This window comes from Sporotomaculum syntrophicum (genome assembly GCF_009932395.1).
Classification (GTDB): Bacteria; Bacillota; Desulfotomaculia; order Desulfotomaculales; family Desulfallaceae; genus Sporotomaculum; species Sporotomaculum syntrophicum.
Window position 1 is genome coordinate 12,773 of record NZ_LSRS01000003.1, and the last position, 17,679, is coordinate 30,451.

General features: G+C 40.7%; 16 protein-coding genes and 1 pseudogene. All 17 read right to left on the bottom strand.

Going from position 1 to position 17,679, the window contains the following annotated elements; genetic code table 11:
* Nucleotides 1-244: 244 nt before the first annotated feature.
* Nucleotides 245-1,162, bottom strand: coding sequence for an RpnC/YadD family protein (locus SPSYN_RS05180; protein ID WP_161821452.1), 918 nt, complete (start codon nt 1,160-1,162; stop codon nt 245-247).
* Nucleotides 1,163-1,494: 332 nt separating this feature from the next.
* On the bottom strand, nt 1,495-4,596 hold the full coding sequence (locus SPSYN_RS05185) for a type I restriction endonuclease subunit R (RefSeq protein ID WP_161821453.1): 3,102 nt from the start codon (nt 4,594-4,596) through the stop codon (nt 1,495-1,497).
* Nucleotides 4,593-5,798, bottom strand: coding sequence for a restriction endonuclease subunit S (locus tag SPSYN_RS05190; RefSeq protein WP_161821454.1), 1,206 nt, complete (start codon nt 5,796-5,798; stop codon nt 4,593-4,595). Before SPSYN_RS05190 ends, SPSYN_RS05185 begins: the two co-directional genes overlap by 4 nt.
* 5 nt (nt 5,799-5,803) lie before the next feature.
* The gene (locus tag SPSYN_RS05195; RefSeq protein ID WP_202623736.1) at nt 5,804-7,378 is read right to left on the bottom strand and encodes a type I restriction-modification system subunit M; all 1,575 of its coding nucleotides are present in this window, start codon (nt 7,376-7,378) and stop codon (nt 5,804-5,806) included.
* Nucleotides 7,379-7,382: 4 nt separating this feature from the next.
* Nucleotides 7,383-7,475, bottom strand: a complete 93-nt coding sequence (locus tag SPSYN_RS16435) for a helix-turn-helix domain-containing protein (RefSeq protein ID WP_423828281.1) — start codon at nt 7,473-7,475, stop codon at nt 7,383-7,385.
* Nucleotides 7,476-8,076: 601 nt separating this feature from the next.
* Nucleotides 8,077-8,481, bottom strand: a complete 405-nt coding sequence (locus SPSYN_RS05205; RefSeq protein ID WP_161821456.1) for an LptM family lipoprotein — start codon at nt 8,479-8,481, stop codon at nt 8,077-8,079.
* 180 nt (nt 8,482-8,661) lie between these two features.
* Nucleotides 8,662-8,988, bottom strand: a complete 327-nt coding sequence (locus SPSYN_RS05210; protein WP_341478852.1) for a DUF3795 domain-containing protein — start codon at nt 8,986-8,988, stop codon at nt 8,662-8,664.
* A gap of 158 nt (nt 8,989-9,146) precedes the next feature.
* Nucleotides 9,147-9,308: pseudogene (locus tag SPSYN_RS05215) on the bottom strand (N-6 DNA methylase); the annotation flags it as partial.
* Between the two features lie 85 nt (nt 9,309-9,393).
* On the bottom strand, nt 9,394-9,639 hold the full coding sequence (locus SPSYN_RS05220) for a hypothetical protein (RefSeq protein ID WP_161821458.1): 246 nt from the start codon (nt 9,637-9,639) through the stop codon (nt 9,394-9,396).
* 535 nt (nt 9,640-10,174) lie between these two features.
* On the bottom strand, nt 10,175-10,645 hold the full coding sequence (locus SPSYN_RS05225; protein WP_161821459.1) for a flavodoxin: 471 nt from the start codon (nt 10,643-10,645) through the stop codon (nt 10,175-10,177).
* A gap of 211 nt (nt 10,646-10,856) precedes the next feature.
* On the bottom strand, nt 10,857-11,003 hold the full coding sequence (locus SPSYN_RS05230; RefSeq protein ID WP_161821460.1) for a hypothetical protein: 147 nt from the start codon (nt 11,001-11,003) through the stop codon (nt 10,857-10,859).
* 21 nt (nt 11,004-11,024) lie between these two features.
* On the bottom strand, nt 11,025-12,095 hold the full coding sequence (locus SPSYN_RS05235; RefSeq protein WP_161821461.1) for an ABC transporter ATP-binding protein: 1,071 nt from the start codon (nt 12,093-12,095) through the stop codon (nt 11,025-11,027).
* Nucleotides 12,055-13,077 (bottom strand): ABC transporter permease, encoded by a 1,023-nt coding sequence (locus SPSYN_RS05240; RefSeq protein ID WP_161821462.1) that lies wholly within the window; start codon nt 13,075-13,077, stop codon nt 12,055-12,057. Before SPSYN_RS05240 ends, SPSYN_RS05235 begins: the two co-directional genes overlap by 41 nt.
* Entirely contained in the window at nt 13,064-14,311 is a 1,248-nt protein-coding gene (locus SPSYN_RS05245; protein ID WP_161821463.1) for an HlyD family secretion protein, read from the bottom strand. The genes SPSYN_RS05240 and SPSYN_RS05245 overlap by 14 nt, the downstream gene beginning before the upstream one ends.
* The gene (locus SPSYN_RS05250; RefSeq protein ID WP_161821464.1) at nt 14,312-15,163 is read right to left on the bottom strand and encodes a carbohydrate ABC transporter permease; all 852 of its coding nucleotides are present in this window, start codon (nt 15,161-15,163) and stop codon (nt 14,312-14,314) included. It lies immediately after the preceding gene.
* Complete coding sequence (locus tag SPSYN_RS05255; RefSeq protein ID WP_161821465.1) at nt 15,160-16,005, bottom strand: carbohydrate ABC transporter permease; 846 nt, start codon at nt 16,003-16,005, stop codon at nt 15,160-15,162. Before SPSYN_RS05255 ends, SPSYN_RS05250 begins: the two co-directional genes overlap by 4 nt.
* Nucleotides 16,006-16,021: 16 nt before the next feature.
* Nucleotides 16,022-17,542, bottom strand: coding sequence for an ABC transporter substrate-binding protein (locus SPSYN_RS05260; RefSeq protein ID WP_161821466.1), 1,521 nt, complete (start codon nt 17,540-17,542; stop codon nt 16,022-16,024).
* Between the last annotated feature and the right edge of the window lie 137 nt (nt 17,543-17,679).

A 17,679-nucleotide genomic window follows, 5' to 3' on the forward strand; every position in this document is an offset into this window, starting at 1 on the left:
CTACCAGGGTGTTTGACAATTAGATAATCGGATGCATCAAGATGTTTTAAAGGCACTCGTTATATAATAAGAGAAGTGCCTTTGCTTTATCAATTACCAGCTAAAGGGATCAGTCTATACATGGTAGAGCCCTGTTACACTCTTTATTCTCGACTTACAGGGCATTTATTCACGAACCCCTTTTTTTAAACTCTACCATGTTTTCTCGTTGACACAAAAGAACCGTCCCCTTGTGCTCCCGGTCTCAACAACCAGCCCTTTCTTGCTCCACTATTTCCAGAGCATTGGTAAACTGTTCTAAACTTTCCGCCTCAATTGCCACATAAAACAACTTTTTAATCAAACCGTCATCATTAATTTTTCGTAACCTTGTCTCCAAAAACTTGTCTATTTTTATACCGGTATTTTTTTCTAAGGTCTTTGTAATAGCGAAAATAATACCGTCAATCTGACCTTCTATTTTACCTTTAGCTTTACCTTTAGCTTCCCCTTTAGCTTCCCAATGCTCACGAATGCCATCAAACAGCGGAGAGTTTTCCATTTTACTCACCTCGATTACCTTTAAAATAATTTCTTTGGACAACTTAAGGGAGCTCATTACAGCCAGGCCCAGAAAAAGGTTGGCGCGGTCCTGTTCAGATGCTACTTCTCTCTCAAATCGCCTTGAACACGCTTCGAGAACCTCCTGTGGTGGATCGGAATGCCGCATTAAAGGCACCAGGGGCAGCAGCCCAACCGGAGCTGTGTGTATAAAATCCCGTCCATCCATTTCACTTAAGTTGAATTGCCGGTAGTTAAAATTTATTACAGTTATGTCCAGGCATTCATATGTATAACATTCTTCCCTGTGGCCCCGGCCGGTTAAATTTATCAGTACCGGGTAAACCGGCCTCTTATATGTCCTATGGTGCATGGCCGTGTATTCAAGCAGCCTTAAGGGTATATTTCTGTCAGGCCTGGTTTGTATTTCAATTAATAATACATATTCATAGCCGCTCTCAGTGACTTTCAGCAAAATATCTGATGTGCGCTGGGTGGCCACGGCTTCCTTTTCCAGGCGCTCAATCTTCTCTACTTCCGCACCCGGCCCTCTGGCTATGGTTACAAAATGTTCCGGGTATTGCTCGGCCAGGGCCTTTAAGATTAAATCATATTCAGCCAATCGCAGACACTCCACATTTTTTATATTATATCATTTCATTTAACCATGACCCAAGCTATCATTTATTAACGCCTGTGACTGTATGTATAAATTTCGTCCTGCTCTTAAGCTATTCCTTTCCATTGGTTCTTACATATGCCCGGTTTTTTTATCTTAGGGCTGCTAACCGAAAAGCAGCGGCGTGGTCATTATCCCTATTGGTTTAAAGAGTAGCCATAGTTCCTTTATGCTCAATCTTTACGGTATGCATACCACCAGCCAGGCCATTAGTTTTCACATCCCCTGTTGCACCACAGTACATTGATAATTTATTAGGTAGATTTTTTGCACCATTACACCAATCCAAAATACTTCTCAAAGAATTTCATTAGCTTTTCAATAATTCCCTGCTTTTTCACAGCCCTGCCACCGCCAAAGCGGGATACGGGGGGCATGATTTTATCGACGGCAGTACCTGTTGTTTTCAGCATACCGTCTCGGAAAGCATTGTCGATGAAACGACGGGTTTCTTCAGGCTTTAATTTTTCTTCTTTAATAATCGCTGAAATATCTTCTTCCCTGCGCTCGTCCAGGAATTTGCGCCAGTCCTCATCTATCTTTGTCGATACATTGACTTGCTCAATAAAACGCTCGATAAGCTCTTTCTTGCTGCGGAGTTCAATGCTTGAATTAATGGCTTTATCGATGGTTGTGAGAATCGTTTTATCCTTGCAGTTTGATTCTTGATATTTGGCCACAAGCATTAAAATATAGTCAATATTTACCTCTATCTGCCGGATCAATTCAATCTCAAAAATTATGTCATCATTGATGGTTTCCTTGTCACCAGCGGCGCCTTTTCTATATTCCTGGTACAGGTCGATATAAATGCTCTGATAATCCTGAAAATCCCTTTCAGACAGAATTTCATTCCCTGCAAAGTCATCGAAGGAGGTAAGGATATTTCTGAGCCGAAGAATTGCTCCATATAGCCGGATAAAGTCTTTTTCCGTTTCTTCCCCAACAATAGGTCGGCCGAGGGGATACCGCGTGGTAAGAGTAGCAATCAGTTCTTCGTAGCCCGGCTTGTACTCGCCTTTTTCGTCATATCCCATATAGTATTCTTCAAATGTTTTAAGCAGTACAATACCGCCTGCATCCTTATTGCCAAAAAGAGCAATGGCTTTGTCTGTTTCTTCTTTTAAATCCCTGAAGCAAACAATATTCCCATAGGTCTTGACGCTGTTTAGGATACGGTTGGTTCTTGAAAAGGCCTGAATCAGTCCATGCTGCCTCAGGTTTTTGTCTACCCATAATGTGTTGAGAGTTGTGGCATCAAAGCCTGTGAGAAACATATTGACCACAATCAACAAGTCAATCTCCCGGTTCTTTACGCGAAGGGAGAGGTCTATATAGTAATTCTGGAACTTGTCCGAGGAAGTGTCATAATTGGTGTTAAATGTTGCATTGTAATCCCGGATCGCTGCTTCAAGAAAGTCCCTGGAGCTCCGGTCGAGGTTTTCCATATTAAAGTCCTCTTCAGGCAACAGTCCATCAGGCTCTTCCTCATTGGCACTAAAACTGAAAATGGTTGCGATGGTAAGGTTACGGTTCTTTTCCGCTATCTGCTTCTTAAATTCATTATAGTACCTAATTGCCATTGGGATAGAGGCGGCGGTAAATATGGAGTTAAAACCGGCAACACGTCTTGTTTCACGCTTTTCTATCATTTTCATTGGGTTATGCTTATCTGCTTCTTCCCATTTGGCAGAGAATGTATAAAAACTGCTACGCTTTGTCTTTTGGTCGAAATGTTCAAGAACGTAAGCAACAATTTCTCTGATTCGCTGTGGATCCGCCAGGGCTTTTTCCCGGTCGATGCTATAGACTTGCTTATCATTAATGTGGTCAGGCATCTTGATGGTATTGATAAAATCTATTCTGAAAGGTAGCACATTCCCGTCATTAATGGCATCCACAATGGTATAAGTATGCAGTCTTTCTCCAAAGGCCTGCTCGGTTGTACGGAGCAGCGGGTTACCTCCTGAACCGGCATTGGCAGCAAAAATCGGTGTTCCAGTAAAACCGAAAAGATGGTAATGCTTAAAACTCTTCGTGATGGCCTGGTGCATAGCGCCAAACTGGGAACGGTGGCACTCGTCAAAAATTAGTACCACGTGTTTCTTATAAATATCATGCTGTTTATTTTTACGGATAAATATATCCAGCTTTTGTATCGTGGTTACAATGATTTTGTATTCATGAGGGTTTCCTTTTCCGTCCCTGTCTTCCAATTGTCTTTGCAGAACCCTTGTCGATGTATTTCCATTGGCAGCCCCCTTTTCAAAGCGGTCGTATTCCTTCATGGTCTGGTAATCCAGGTCTTTACGGTCAACGACAAACAATACCTTGTCTATGTAAGGCAAGGCAGAAGCCAGCTGGGCTGTTTTAAAGCTGGTCAAGGTCTTCCCGGAGCCTGTTGTGTGCCAGATATATCCTCCCGCGGCGGTTGTACCCATCTTTTTGTAGTTGGTTGATATGACAATACGGGACAATATGCGTTCCGCAGCAGCGATTTGATAGGGACGCATAACAAGGAGCAGTTCCTCGGATGTGAAGACACAGTACTTAGTCAGAATATTTAAAAGTGTATGCTTGGCAAAAAATGTTTTGGTGAAGTCCATAAGGTCAGGAATGATTTTGTTGCTGGCATCCGCCCAAAAGCTGGTGAACTCAAAACTGTTGCTTGTTTTTTTACTCCTGCGGCGCTCATTGCTGCTTTGTTCCTTGATATGAGCGTTTCTTGTGGTGTTGCTGTAATACTTTGTATGGGTACCATTGGAGATGACAAAAATTTGCACATACTCAAATAAGCCAGAAGCCGCCCAAAAGCTGTCCCGCTGGTAGCGGTTAATCTGATTGAAGGCTTCACGGATGGCAACGCCCCGCCGCTTTAGCTCCACATGGACAAGGGGAAGCCCATTGACAAGTATCGTCACATCATACCGGGTTTCATGCTTACCGCCGGCTTCTTCGTATTGATTAATCACCTGCAGGCGGTTGTTGTGGATATTCCTCTTATCCAAAAGATAAATGTTTTTCGTCGTTCCGCCATCCCGTTTTAATATCTGGATATAGTCATCCTGGATTTTACGGGTCTTTTCGACAATCCCCTCGTTGGTATTGGCGATGCATTCTGTAAAAAACGTGTCCCATTCACTATCCGTAAAGGTGAAGTCGTTGAGAAGCTCAAGTTGCTTCCGGAGATTGGCTATCAATGCAGCTTCATTGTGAATTGCCAGGTATTCATACCCTTGCGAAGTCATCTGGCGGATAAACTCGTGTTCAAGCTCGGCCTCGCTCTGATACTTTTCAGGGCGGACATTATATTCAGCTGCATATTCGGCCACAACCGTAGCTTCGTCGGTGCTGGCAACTATGTTGTATATACTCATGCCGACAACTCCTTGAAGGTTAGTAGCTTATCCCTGTAATATTCATATTGCTTATGCCGCGCTTCGATTTCGGCGGGCAGGCCGCTGGTCAGGTCGTTACACAGGGCGTCAAAGCGGTCGAGGATGGCGACAATGCGTTGTTGTTCTTTGAGGGGAGGAACAGGGATTTTAGCCCTGCTTATATTATCGTTATATAACCTTGCTATAGTTCCGCCAGTAGATACTGACCAAGGCTTCATTGCATAACAATAATAAAGATATTTATTTAATACTTTACTTTCATCATTATCAATCCATACAATATTAGAGTCTTGGTAATAAGCAGGTTTTCCATCATAAATAACTGTTCTTCCGATTGTTCCAGCGGCAGATATAAGAATATCGCCTTTTTTAGGGAAAGAATATGCTTTTCGATATTCATCATATTTTTCCTGTGAAATAAAAGCATCTGGTTCTTTTTCAAAGGTACCTATTTTAAAGAATGGAACATCACCCACTGGACTTGTTTCTGCTTTCATAATACGCTTACACATGCAAACAGGCCCAACTTCCCCCAATGTCATCCATTTGACCGCAGGGTTATCACCAAACGTCATCAACAAATCCCTGTAATACTCATACTGTTTTCTTCTTGCTGTAAGCTCTGCCGTAAGTTCTGCTGTCAGCTCTGCTGTAAGCTCCGTGAAATTGTCCAGAATGCGGACAATTTCCTGCTGAACAGGTAGTGGAGGAAGAGGGATTTCGTATCTTTTAACATCAGTATCAGAGATTGCAGGATAACTTGCTCCTTTTTGATATCGCTCAACATGAGTGAAAAACGATGTAGAAGCAATTTGATGGTAAATCCATTTTTGAAGTACAATACTTGCATTTGCTCTTAAAACGCAAAAGCCTGTACTGCAAATTTGACCATTGTAATCATCATTTACAAGACAGTACCTTTTCAACATTGGTCTTGTTGCACCCAAAAGCACATCTCCTGTTTGAATAATTTGTTGTGCTCTGCTTGGAGCATTATCAACATTAATGGTCTGGGTTTCCGTTATCTGGTGAGTATTCCTATCAACGGATGTCAAATCAACATACTGAAAACTTTCGTACTTACTTTCACTCCACTTTATGTTCGTTACTTTTTCAACACAATCCCCAATGGGAACAAACTCTACCCCATTTGGGCAAAATTCAGCAATCAATTCATCCAATCTGCTCATTTGCCCACCTCTATTTCCGCAATAATCTTACCTATTTCTTCCCGTAAAACCTGCTCTCTCGCCACAATTTTCTCAATCTCAGCATTGAGGGCGACAATATCAATCTTCTCCCTGGTGTCCTCCTGTTCCACATAGGTAGAAACAGACAGGTTGTAATCTTGTTCAGCAATTTCGCTGTTTGGCACAAGCCTTGAAAAATGCTTTATATCTTTCCTGTCTTTAAATGCGTTAAGAATGGTCGCAATGTTTTCCTGGGTCAGCTTGTTGTTATTCGTAACCTTGACAAATTCCTTTGACGCGTCGATGAACAGAGTGCTGTTTTCTGGTTTAGACTTTTTCAGCACCATAATGCAGGTAGCAATGCTGGTACCATAAAACAGGTTGTCCGGCAATTGAATGATACAGTCGATATAGTTGTTGTCAATCAGGTACTGCCTGATTTTCTTTTCAGCGCCGCCGCGGTACATCACGCCGGGGAAACAAACAATAGCCGCTGTCCCGTTTGTCGCCAGCCAGGAAAGGCTATGCATGATAAAGGCAAGGTCTGCCTTGGATTTAGGAGCCAGCACTCCCGCCGGGGAAAAACGGGGATCGTTAATTAAAATCGGGTCGCTGTCGCCCTTCCATTTTATGGAGTAAGGCGGATTGGAAACAATGGCTTCAAAAGGCTCATCATCCCAGTGCAGCGGGTCTGTTAGCGTGTCACCAAGGGCAATATCAAACTTGTCATAATCAATATCGTGCAGGAACATATTGATGCGGCACAGGTTGTAGGTGGTGATGTTGATTTCCTGGCCGAAAAATCCCTGGCGTACATTTTCTTTTCCTAAAATTTTGGCAAACTTCAGTAGCAGAGAGCCGGAACCGCAAGCAGGGTCATATACCTTATTGACTTCAGTTCTTCCTACTAGCGTTAGGTGAGTAAGCATCTCAGAAACCTCCTGTGGCGTATAATACTCACCACCGCTTTTCCCGGCATTGGAGGCATACATACCCATCAAGAACTCATAGGCATCTCCGAAGGCATCTATGGTATTATCTTTGTAATCGCCATTGCCCAGTTTCATTTCTGCAACGGTATTCAGTAGTTTGACCAGCTTTTCATTGCGCTTTGCTACAGTATTGCCCAACTTATTGCTGTTAACATCGATATCGTCAAACAAGCCTTTGAAATTATCTTCGCTTTCCGTTCCCTGGGCGGATGCTTCTATGTTGCTAAAGATCTGCTCCAGCGTTTCATTTAAATTTTCGTCGTCCTTGGCACGAGTCCGGACATTTCCAAAAAGCTCGCTGGGTAAAATGAAGAAGCCTTTTGTCTTAACCAAATCCTCTCGTGCCTGTTCCGCCACCTCGTCGGGCAGCTTGGCATAATCGAATTCAGTATTACCGGCTTCCCATTCCCCGGCATTAATGAAGGCTGTAATATTTTCAGATATGTAGCGGTAAAACAGCATACCGAGGACATATTGTTTAAAGTCCCACCCATCTACGCTGCCCCTCAGATCATTGGCCATATTCCATATCGTGCGGTGTAATTCCGCCCGTTCCTGTTCTTTTGTGTTGTTTTCCAAGTCACTACTTCCTTTCTCCAGCCGCATCCGGCACTAATTCCATTATGTCTTCAAAATTAACATTAAGTGCCGGACATACTTTTATTAGAACATCCATGCCGACGTTTTCATTTTTGAAAGCTTTGATATGGACGATGTACTTATACCTACGGCTACTTGTTAGTCTTCATATCGCGATCAATCAATAACTTCCAGAGTCTTTTTATAGCTAACAAGCAGTTGTTCCGCCATTTTTAAACCTTGCCAACATAACATAAATATGTTTAATTATAGCAATATAACTTCATAAATAATATGTTTTATTAATAATTCAATTTTTCAGGTAATTTAATAGCTGGATGTAACAAAACAACATCCATTCTATTTCCTCAACCCTCACTAATTTCAGGCTCAAATTTTACCCAAAAAAAATACCCTCGTATGTTCCCAAGAACACGCATCAAGGGCTCAAGCTGGGTTGACAGATTTATTTACATTTATGAAATTCAGTATTTTCAAAGCTTTTTGGACTTTACTTTTTAGACATCAAACAAATTTTCTCTACTTGTGATAGTTAGGTTATTTAGGGAACAAGTCCAATAACAGCGAAAACGCCTTATTTTTCAGGCTTTTTCAAGCACCGCCCAAAAGCCCGACATCTAATCTATTGTTTCTCCTAAGTAGGCTATTTCGCTTCTTCGAGCAAAACGATATTCCGATTAATACCCATGGTCAACATGTTTCCATTTACCGCCATCTGTTCTTACCAAAATCCACATCCAATTGTCGTATGTGCTATTTGGATTTAAAGAACCGTCTCCACCTGATCCGTCTACATCAAAAGAAGACAATAAAACTATGACTTCATCCGCATCATTTCTATCTGCCCAATCTTGATAATCCTTGGAAGTCTCGTCACCAGCATAATAGATTTCTTTTAATGTACAGCCCTTCCAATCTTTATCAAACTCTTTTTTGATAGTTTCAATAGCGGACTTAATATCATCAGATGTATAAATCGCTGATTTTACATCTTCCACATTGACATTCTTACCATTCCCACCACATGCACTCAAGCTAAAAATCATTACCACACATATCAGAAAGATGATTATTTTCTTCACGTTCGTTACCTCCATAAAATTCGTTATTTCTTTTTTGAAAAGCGGTAATTAAAGCCTGACCTGTTTACAGCTTTAGTTATTATCTTTTAACAAAGGGTTTCAGTCAGTCAAGGCTTTTTGACTGAAATATTCATCTGAGTCAGTTGTTTGCTCTTGTGGCTCATTTGTTTCAGATTTCGATTATTTCTTAGTGAGATTGTCTCTGGCCTCTTCGCAGTTGTTCAAAATTTCAGCGACGATTTTACATGATCCTATTTCACCGCAATCGCCGCAGGTTTCAACAGCTTTTCTGAGAGCACATTTTCTAACTTCGCACATACTGTCACAAAACGGTGTTTTCACTCCGTCTATGCGGCAACCCATACAATTAATCATTTCTGCCGTGATTGGTGCATTGTTCAGTTCCGCCCAACGTTTTGCCGTCGTTTCTCTTAACGCGTCATCGTTATTTATCGTCGCTATGTACGCATCACATTTTTCACAATCCAAACCGCAGTATGCAATCATTTTTTTCATCGTCTTTCCTCATTTCTTATATTTTGTTTCCCGGAACTATAGCAATCACGATCCTGATATTGATTCATACCCTGCAAGACCCCTACTTACCCTGCAAGAGATAGGCAAGCGGAGGAATAATTAAATTGTATCAATCCCTGCATATACATATCATATTCCTTATTGACTTCAGTTCTTCCTACTAGCGTTAGGTGAGTAAGCAGCTCGGAAACCTCCTGTGGCGTATAATACTCGCCACCGCTTTTTCCGGCATTGGAGGCATACATACCCATTAAGAACTCATAGGCATCTCCGAAGGCATCTATAGTATTATAATTCTCAAAGCAAGCCCAGCATTCTTTTCCTGCAAAATATGCTTGTATTTTCTTACAGTCTGCAGTCCTCCTGAATTTTTACTCACACACTTTGAAGGATATCATGATTGGAAACAAGATAATCCTTCAACTTCATGATACGGTCTTCAGTATCGATCCCATCTTCATTCTGATTAATAGAAATCCTCTCAAGTTCTTCCCCTGTAACATTTTTTTTAATCAAATAGGTTGCATTTTCACATTCAATATATGCATTCTCATATTTTAACTTCTGCCCCATACTATCTCTGGACAGATGCGCCTCATCGGCTATTTTGAGATACGGCATATAAGTGTTTTCAGACCATTTTGACTGGGTTTGCATAACCGAGAATAAGTAACGAGCTTCAGCGTATTTGCTGTTTGAATACTTTCCATAGCTCCCTGGTCGGAATTGCTCATATTTTATGTAATAATACCTCCAATCGTACTCGTTCTTATCACGTTTTTCCTACTCCCATTGTCCCGCCAATCAAAAAAATGTTTTTCATGCTCAAACTCCTATGAATTCCGATTTATCGCTTTAATCACGACACGTAATTATACCAACATCCAACCTGACCACACAACTATCATATAGAGCCTTTATGGACTTGTTCCCAAGAAGTGAAAAAATGTTATTTTGCTCAATGGGTTTCACATGCATATGTGTGAAAAATTTCCTCCATTCTTTTTCGCTACATCAGGCAATAAAAAAAGAGGCTATGCTTCTCATAAAAAGAAAAACATAGCCTCATGTGCTTCTGCCTGACGGCAGCTTTATAAAATTGTGTTGGGGTTATATAAAAAATAAAGGCATTAAGAAGCCTTTGATTTATTGATTTTTATAAGTCACAAATTGCCTCAAGCCAATTTGTGACCTCTTCCGGTATAATAGCACCGTTTACAGCAATGCCAGGCAGAATTCTGGATTTAGAACATTCTTTAGCTATATCATTTTCAATTTGGCAAAATCCACCGCCGCCATGAGTGCAAAAGGGAATTACTGTTTTGTCCGCAAAATCATGTTGTCTAAGGAAGCTCAACACTGGCGGGGCTATTGTTTTAAACCAGTTAGGTGTACCTATAAATATTGTCCGGTATTCATCAATTGACTCGTTTCCAAATATTAGCTTAGGACAAAATCCTCGAGTAATTTGATTTCTTACTTCTTTAGCAGCAGTATTATAGTCAAAGGAATAATTGTTCTCCGGAATTAATTCTCTTAAAGTACCACCTGTCTGTTTTGCTATTTCTAATGCTAAATTCTTTGTGTTATGGAGAAGCGAATAATAAACAATCAATGTATCGTTCATGGTTGCTATACCCCTTGTAAAGTTCTAATTTATTCGGTTGTTTATGAATAATTCCATGTCACATCTTTTTGCATTTGCACATTATACACATTATTATAGTATCACACTATCACCTGATGCAAAGTGTTTTACTCTCAACATGCCTTGAGTAGACAAAAATGATGTCGTATCAATCTGGTATCCCCTTGGCAGAGGGGTATCTCAGAATCATTCACCTCCTTGATAAGCCGTTTTTTCCATCGATTGGAGCCTGCTTTTGCTTGCCCATCGCCATCGTTTCGCTGCCACCGCCCAAGTCGGCAAAATCGCCGGTAGCCCCTCGTTTCTTACAAGCCCCGCTGTCGCCGCGTACACGCAACTCTCAAAAAGCTCAAAAAGTTTATTCACCTTTTGTTAAGCCAATGGCCTTTCCATTCTCTTTATCAAATAAATGGATTTTATTTATGTCTATATAAACAGGCACTTGCCCAGATATGTTTTTAGCTCTTGAACTATCCATTCGAGCAAGCAGCATTTGTTGTCCGCAATTAAGAGTGACAAAAGAATCTGCGCCGTGCATTTCGACTGCTTCCACCGTTGCATAATTCTGGTTCATGTTATTTGTAATATGAACATCCTCACAACGCACGCCCAAAACAGCAACCCGTGCATTAACATTCAAAATAGGCGCAACAATCTCACAATCACCCCATTTTAGGGTGTTTCCTTGGATTTCAACATCAATAAAACTCATAGCTGGTGTACCGATAAACCCTGCAACAAACATATTGGCAGGGCTATTATACAAGTTCTCTGGAGTGTCCGCTTGCATTATAACGCCATCTTTCATAACGACAATTCTATCACCCAAGGTCATAGCTTCGGTTTGGTCATGCGTAACATATATAAATGTTGCTTGCAGACGCTTATGCAATTTTGCAATTTCAGCCCGCATTTGCACACGGAGTTTAGCATCCAAATTAGAAAGAGGTTCATCCATAAGAAAAACTTTGGGTTCGCGCACGATAGCTCGCCCCATTGCTACACGTTGTTTTTGCCCTCCCGAAAGTGCTTTGGGTTTTCGTTCTAATAGCTCTTCAAGCTCCAAAATTCTACTGACTTCAAAGACTTTTTTTCGTATTTCTGCTTTAGGCACTTTGCGCAAGTGTAATCCAAAAGCTATGTTGTCGTAAACCGTCATATGGGGATATAAGGCGTAACTTTGAAAAACCATTGCGATGTCGCGATCTGCAGATGGCACATCGTTCATCTTTTCATCACCGATATAAAGCTCTCCTGCACTTATGCTCTCCAACCCCGCTATCATGCGGAGTGTTGTGGATTTTCCACAACCAGATGGCCCAACAAAAACAACGAACTCTTTGTCTTGTATTGCTAAATTAAAATCACGAACGGCAACAAACCCGTTATCATACGTTTTGTTTATGCCTGAAAGCTCCAATGATGCCAATACCAACACCTCCAATAAAAAATGCAAAAGCTGAATCTGAATATAGCGAAAGTTTCTGTAAAGCACTGATTTTTCCACCAAATGCTAATGTCGATATGCCTTCTAGCGCATTGGCATATTTACTCCAACTTAGGAATATTTGCGCTGATTGTAGCATTGCATAAATTCCTATACCAATTCCCATTAAAGCACCAATCGCAAATAGCATGATTTTTTGCACTTCACACGATTTTATAACTTCGCCCAAATATTCTTCTTTGTATAGTCTTTTGACTTTACGCACTGATTCCCCGATAACTTTTACACCTTTTATCGATAGAAAACATGAAACCACTAATGCTATAAGCCACCATGCAAGTGCGAATTTTGATTTAATAACTTTTGCAAACTCGCCTAAATTAGCTAAATAAAAACTATTCTGACTAACTCCTAAACTCTTCAAATTCGCAAGCGTTTCCTCCTCCGTTTCGATAACTTCTATAAAATTGGATATACTCGTATTGGTCAAAATCGCTGGAACATAAACTGCGGTTTCCTCTTTATTATCCTTGATAACCCCTACAATGACATACATTTCATTGTTCAGGCTAATTTGGTTACCAGCGATGTCAAAAGTTCCAAAACTTTCCATAGCTAATGTTTCATTTAACACAGCTACTTTGCGTTTTTCTTGCTGAGCATTCAGCGTAAAAAAGCTGCCACTCGTCATTGCGTAACCCATAATGTCATTATAAAAATGGTTCGTTCCGATTTGTCTAGCATCAATGTTGACGGCAGCCTTAACCCGAACTGTATCGACTATTTCGTATGTTAATTTAGCTTCTGTTTCATCAGCTTTTTCAATCGAAACAGCTTCATTCACCTGCGGGCAAGCGAAAAACAAATTCTCGTTCCCTTGCGCAGCCATCCCTAAAACAAGCAGGGCTATCAACGCTGCCCCGCAAATAGTTAAGGCGATTACAGCCAGGTTAATCCTCGGCAAAGAAATCACCACCGTTTTTAAGAACTATCGTATCCCCCTCACTAAAAGGCTTATTGCTCGACAGAACTACTGGCTCAAAAAAGCCTATATCATTTAATATAACTGTGTTCGTGTTGTCTGAATCGCCAATGTATATCGGCAATTTTTCAGTATAATACTCATCGCCCAATACACCTTTCCTACGGCTGATTTTGTAAAGGAAGTAACCCGAGCTATCCTGCTGAATTGCTCCGTTGGGCACAAGTTTTTCTATTTGTTCACCCTCTTTGGAGAATGTTATGGAAAAGCTCTCGTTAGGCGTGATATTCCCGTCGCTAACAGTGATACTAACCGCCTTTGTTTTTTCATCTGCAACAATTCTGTCAACTGTCCCCTCAAAAGAGTGGGTGGAGTTAGTGAGTTCGCAAGTGTCGCCAACCGCTACAAAACTGTTTTCAAGGGGTATACTGCATTCTATCGTGAATTTTTCACCTATACCTATCGTCATAACAGACTGGTTTGCTGTGACAATATCCCCTTTGCTAATGGCAATTTCGCCTACTATTCCAGCGGTTTCTGCTTTGATGCTCCCGTTGGTTGATAGAATGTCATTATATCGCGCAAGCTGAACGTCATTGTTTTTGAGGTCTAATTGCTTGCCTTTAATGTCTTGATTGTATGTCAGCATCAGGTTTTTCAAATCCGCCACTTGCTTGTTATACTTGTCTATTGTGGATTTTAAATTATATTCCGCCGTTTCCCATTCCACCTGCGCTATTGCGCCTGCTTGATACAAACTGTTGATGCGGTCGTAATTGTCTTGTGCTTTTTTTATCTCGTATGCCTGTTCTGTTTCCAATGCTGTCATGTCTGCTTTGGCTTTTTCGATTTTTATATTTATAGTTTCAATATCAAGCTCTAGTTTGGCGCGGGCAATTTTCAATTCTTTGATTTTATTCATTTCATCATTATTAACAGATAGACGCACAAGCTCCTGCCCTTTGTAAACAGTTTCGCCTTCCTTAACTAGCACTTCCTCAACTTTTCCCGCAACTTCTATACAAACGGACTCTTTTTCTGCCCAATTTGCAATACCATTAGCAGTTTCCGTTTTGTTTAGTTTCCCGTTAAAAGGGATAGTTGCTGTGATTTGTGGCATGTTAAATGAATATATTGTTTTTGACAAAAACAAACACAACACTAAAATTGCCAAAATTGTTATTCCTATTGCTTTAATGTTTAGATATTTGCTCATTTATTTTACTCCCGAAAGTTCTATGCCTTTTTCTAGATTCCGCTGCCCCATTGCTAAAAACCACAGTGGCAGAAACATAAACACACAACTTGCAGCAAAAATTAATCCTATTTGTCCATCAGCAATTCTTGACAAAAACACCGAAAGGGGTTCCTTATAATAGTCTTTGATAAAGACAATAACTTGTTCAACCAAATTCCAATATTCGATGAAGACCAGCATACTAAGTGCGGCGATACCAGATTTCATCTGGGGCAGGACGATGTGAAGGAATATATACCAATCGCTGGCTCCATCAATTTTTGCCGCCTCGAAGTATTCTTTGGGTATCGCTTTCATGCTCTGCCTAAGCAAGAAAACTCCAAAGGGAGAAAAAATCCCGGGAAGTATGATAGCAAGGTAACTCGTTTTTATATTCATCCAATCCGCAATTATATAATTGGGAACTAAAACAGCTTGGAGCGGCATCAGCATTACAATTATATAAACGAAAAAAAATTTCTCTTTGTGTTTCCACTTCCAAATTGTGAAGGCATATGCACAAAGCAGAGATACCGCCGTATTGCCTAACACAACTGGCAAAGTGATTTTTATCGAGTTCATGAGCAAAACTATAAATGTAGGCTGTTCAAATAAAACAGCTATATATTGGCTAAGTGTAACACTTGCCGGAATCAACACGAATTTAACAAATTTTTGTGTGATGCCCCCTACTAGATCAAAAGTTGATAACTTTGTGGTATAGTTCAGCCAGATTTCCGCTTCACTCATAAACGAATTGGTAATCGTTATAAGCAGAGGCAGAATAAATATAACGCTTAAAACTATTAAAATTGCATAGTTCTTCCTCATTCGGCAACCCTCCGCTCTATCTTAAATAACCCCATAGTTATCAACGTTATCCCTATCACCAGAACTGTCGTTGCCGTGGTGAGTTTCTGATAATTTAGCGAACTGAACATATTGTTCATAAAATGCTGCAACATATAAATGCTCTCATGCGGATAGTCGCCGGTAATTAAATATATTTCCTTAAACACCTTAAACGAGTTAATGACAGACATCAATGTGGTAAGCACGAACGTGGGCACGAGATAAGGGAGTGTAATAAACTTAAAACTCTGCCACTTGCTCGCGCCGTCCATGCTTGCCGCTTCGTAATAATCTTTAGGTATGGAACTTATTCCGGCAATCAATAACACGATATTGTATCCCAGATTCTTCCATATAAAAATCAGAACTATAACGAATAACGCCCAGCCCGTTTCCAGCCAATGTATTGCCGATCCACCCAAATTCACTATTATCCCATTTATAAAGCCATCGTTTGCAAACATCATTTTCCAAAAGAACACCATCGACCCCGAGGGTATCACAAGCGGGATAAGGAATACGAGCGTGAATAACTGCTTATATCGTTTTACATTCTTTATCACCATACTGATTCCAAGCGAACATAGTATATTTAGTGGTACACAGAGCCCCATAAAAATCGCCGTGTTTCGGAGCGCCTTCTGGTAGGAAGAGTTTTGGAATAAACCTATAAAATTTTGAAACCATACGAACTGCCCGCCTACCGGCTTATCCAAAAATGCGTAACCCAGTGAGATAATAAAGGGGAAGATGAAGAAGATTATAAAGCCTATCGCGCTCGGAAGTATAAACCATATTGCTTGGTCTTTGACTTTCTTCATAAGCCCTTATTCACCTCTATTCGTTTAAATATAACTCCACTTTGCTTTGAAGCGTTTTTGCAACCTCATCGGCTGTTTTTTCGCCCGTGAAGAAGTTTTTTACCTCCGTTATTACCATATTGTCTATTTTTTCATCGTGAACATCATATTTGTTCAACAACTTTGTGAACTTATCCAGCGTTTCCATGTAATTACCCAATGCCTGCTGCTGCTCGGGCGTCAATTCTTTCGATACTTCTTGCCCATTGCCTGCAAGTCCACTTGCTGCCGCACGCTTTTGCATCGCCTCACCGGTTATAAGCATAGATGCTATTTTTCCCTTTGCATTGTTGTTTATTGGGATACTATCTGGAGAACCCAAGCCACTTGACTGCATTTCGTCACTTGCTAAAAATTTTACAAACTCCCATGCTGTGCGTTTATTCTTTGAATTTGAATTTATGCCATAGCTTTGAGCGTATGAGAAATGAACCTCATCTTTATCATTTGATACCAACCCCGCTATTTCGTCATTTTCCGAACTGCCGCCGCTGCCGGCTAGTCGGATAACGTTGGTTTTTGTGCCTAAATTTCGTGTAAATTGATTAACCAGATTAAGACTGGAGTTAAACTTGGCATAGTATTTTTCTGCATTGTCCGTTGCGAATTTATCCAAACTCATTTCACGGGACGTCTCCGCCGCTGTCACATTTGCAGGGTTAATCCAACCGCTGTCTGCATAGCTCTTAACGGTTTCCAGCAATCCCGCAAACTCGCCGCCCGTGAAATCCACCTTTTTATTGATAATGTCTACAAAATCTGTATAGTCTAGTGAATATGCTTTTTCAAAGAAACTGGTTCCTTTTTGAACAGAGTACGCACTTTGGCCGAAAATTTTGTTCCCCGTGCTTGCAGACCCATCCTTTGCGGCATTGATCACATCTTGATAGGTAAGTTTATCCTGAGCCGGGAAGTCAGCCATCAGCGAACTATCATAAGTGAGATAGTTAAAGGTATAATCCATTGGGAAAATATACTGTCCGCCTTTGTAGGCAGTGGCATCTAAAATATTTTCCGTGTAATCGGCTTTATTGTAGTCGGGGTCGTTTTGTATGAAGTTGTTCAAATCTTCGAGTTGACCATTATCGGCATATTTATAATAGGGCAAAACATCCATAGCAAGAATGTCTGCTCCGCCGCCGCTCATAATTTCTGTGTTTACCCTGCTGACATAATCGTCTTTCGCTTGTTGGTCATTGCCGCCGGCTGTTACAACCACCAAAGTTTTACCGCCATCCTGCTGGGTTTTCACTTCGGGCATAGCACCTGCGCTCTCTACATTAACCTTTGTACCGGGATATTTTTCTTCAAATAGATTTGCCGCTTTCTCTAAATAGCTTTTGTATATTGTGCTGTCGTAACAAGAAACTGTTATCTCGCCTGATACATCGCTATCCATAATTTTTTTGTAGTCTGTCACCGTTTTAGTACCACAGCCAGCAAGCGTGGTTAATGCAATGGTAGCGACCAGCAGACCACTAACAACTGTTTTTTTCATAGTTAAACCTCCTAAGCCTGGATAGTAACAATTTTTTTGTGACCTTATTCTACCAGGCCAATCTAACTCCAATCTAACTTTTGCCAAAAAATTCGATGCTGTCCTGAGATTATGTTATGACACTTGTTTTAAAGCAA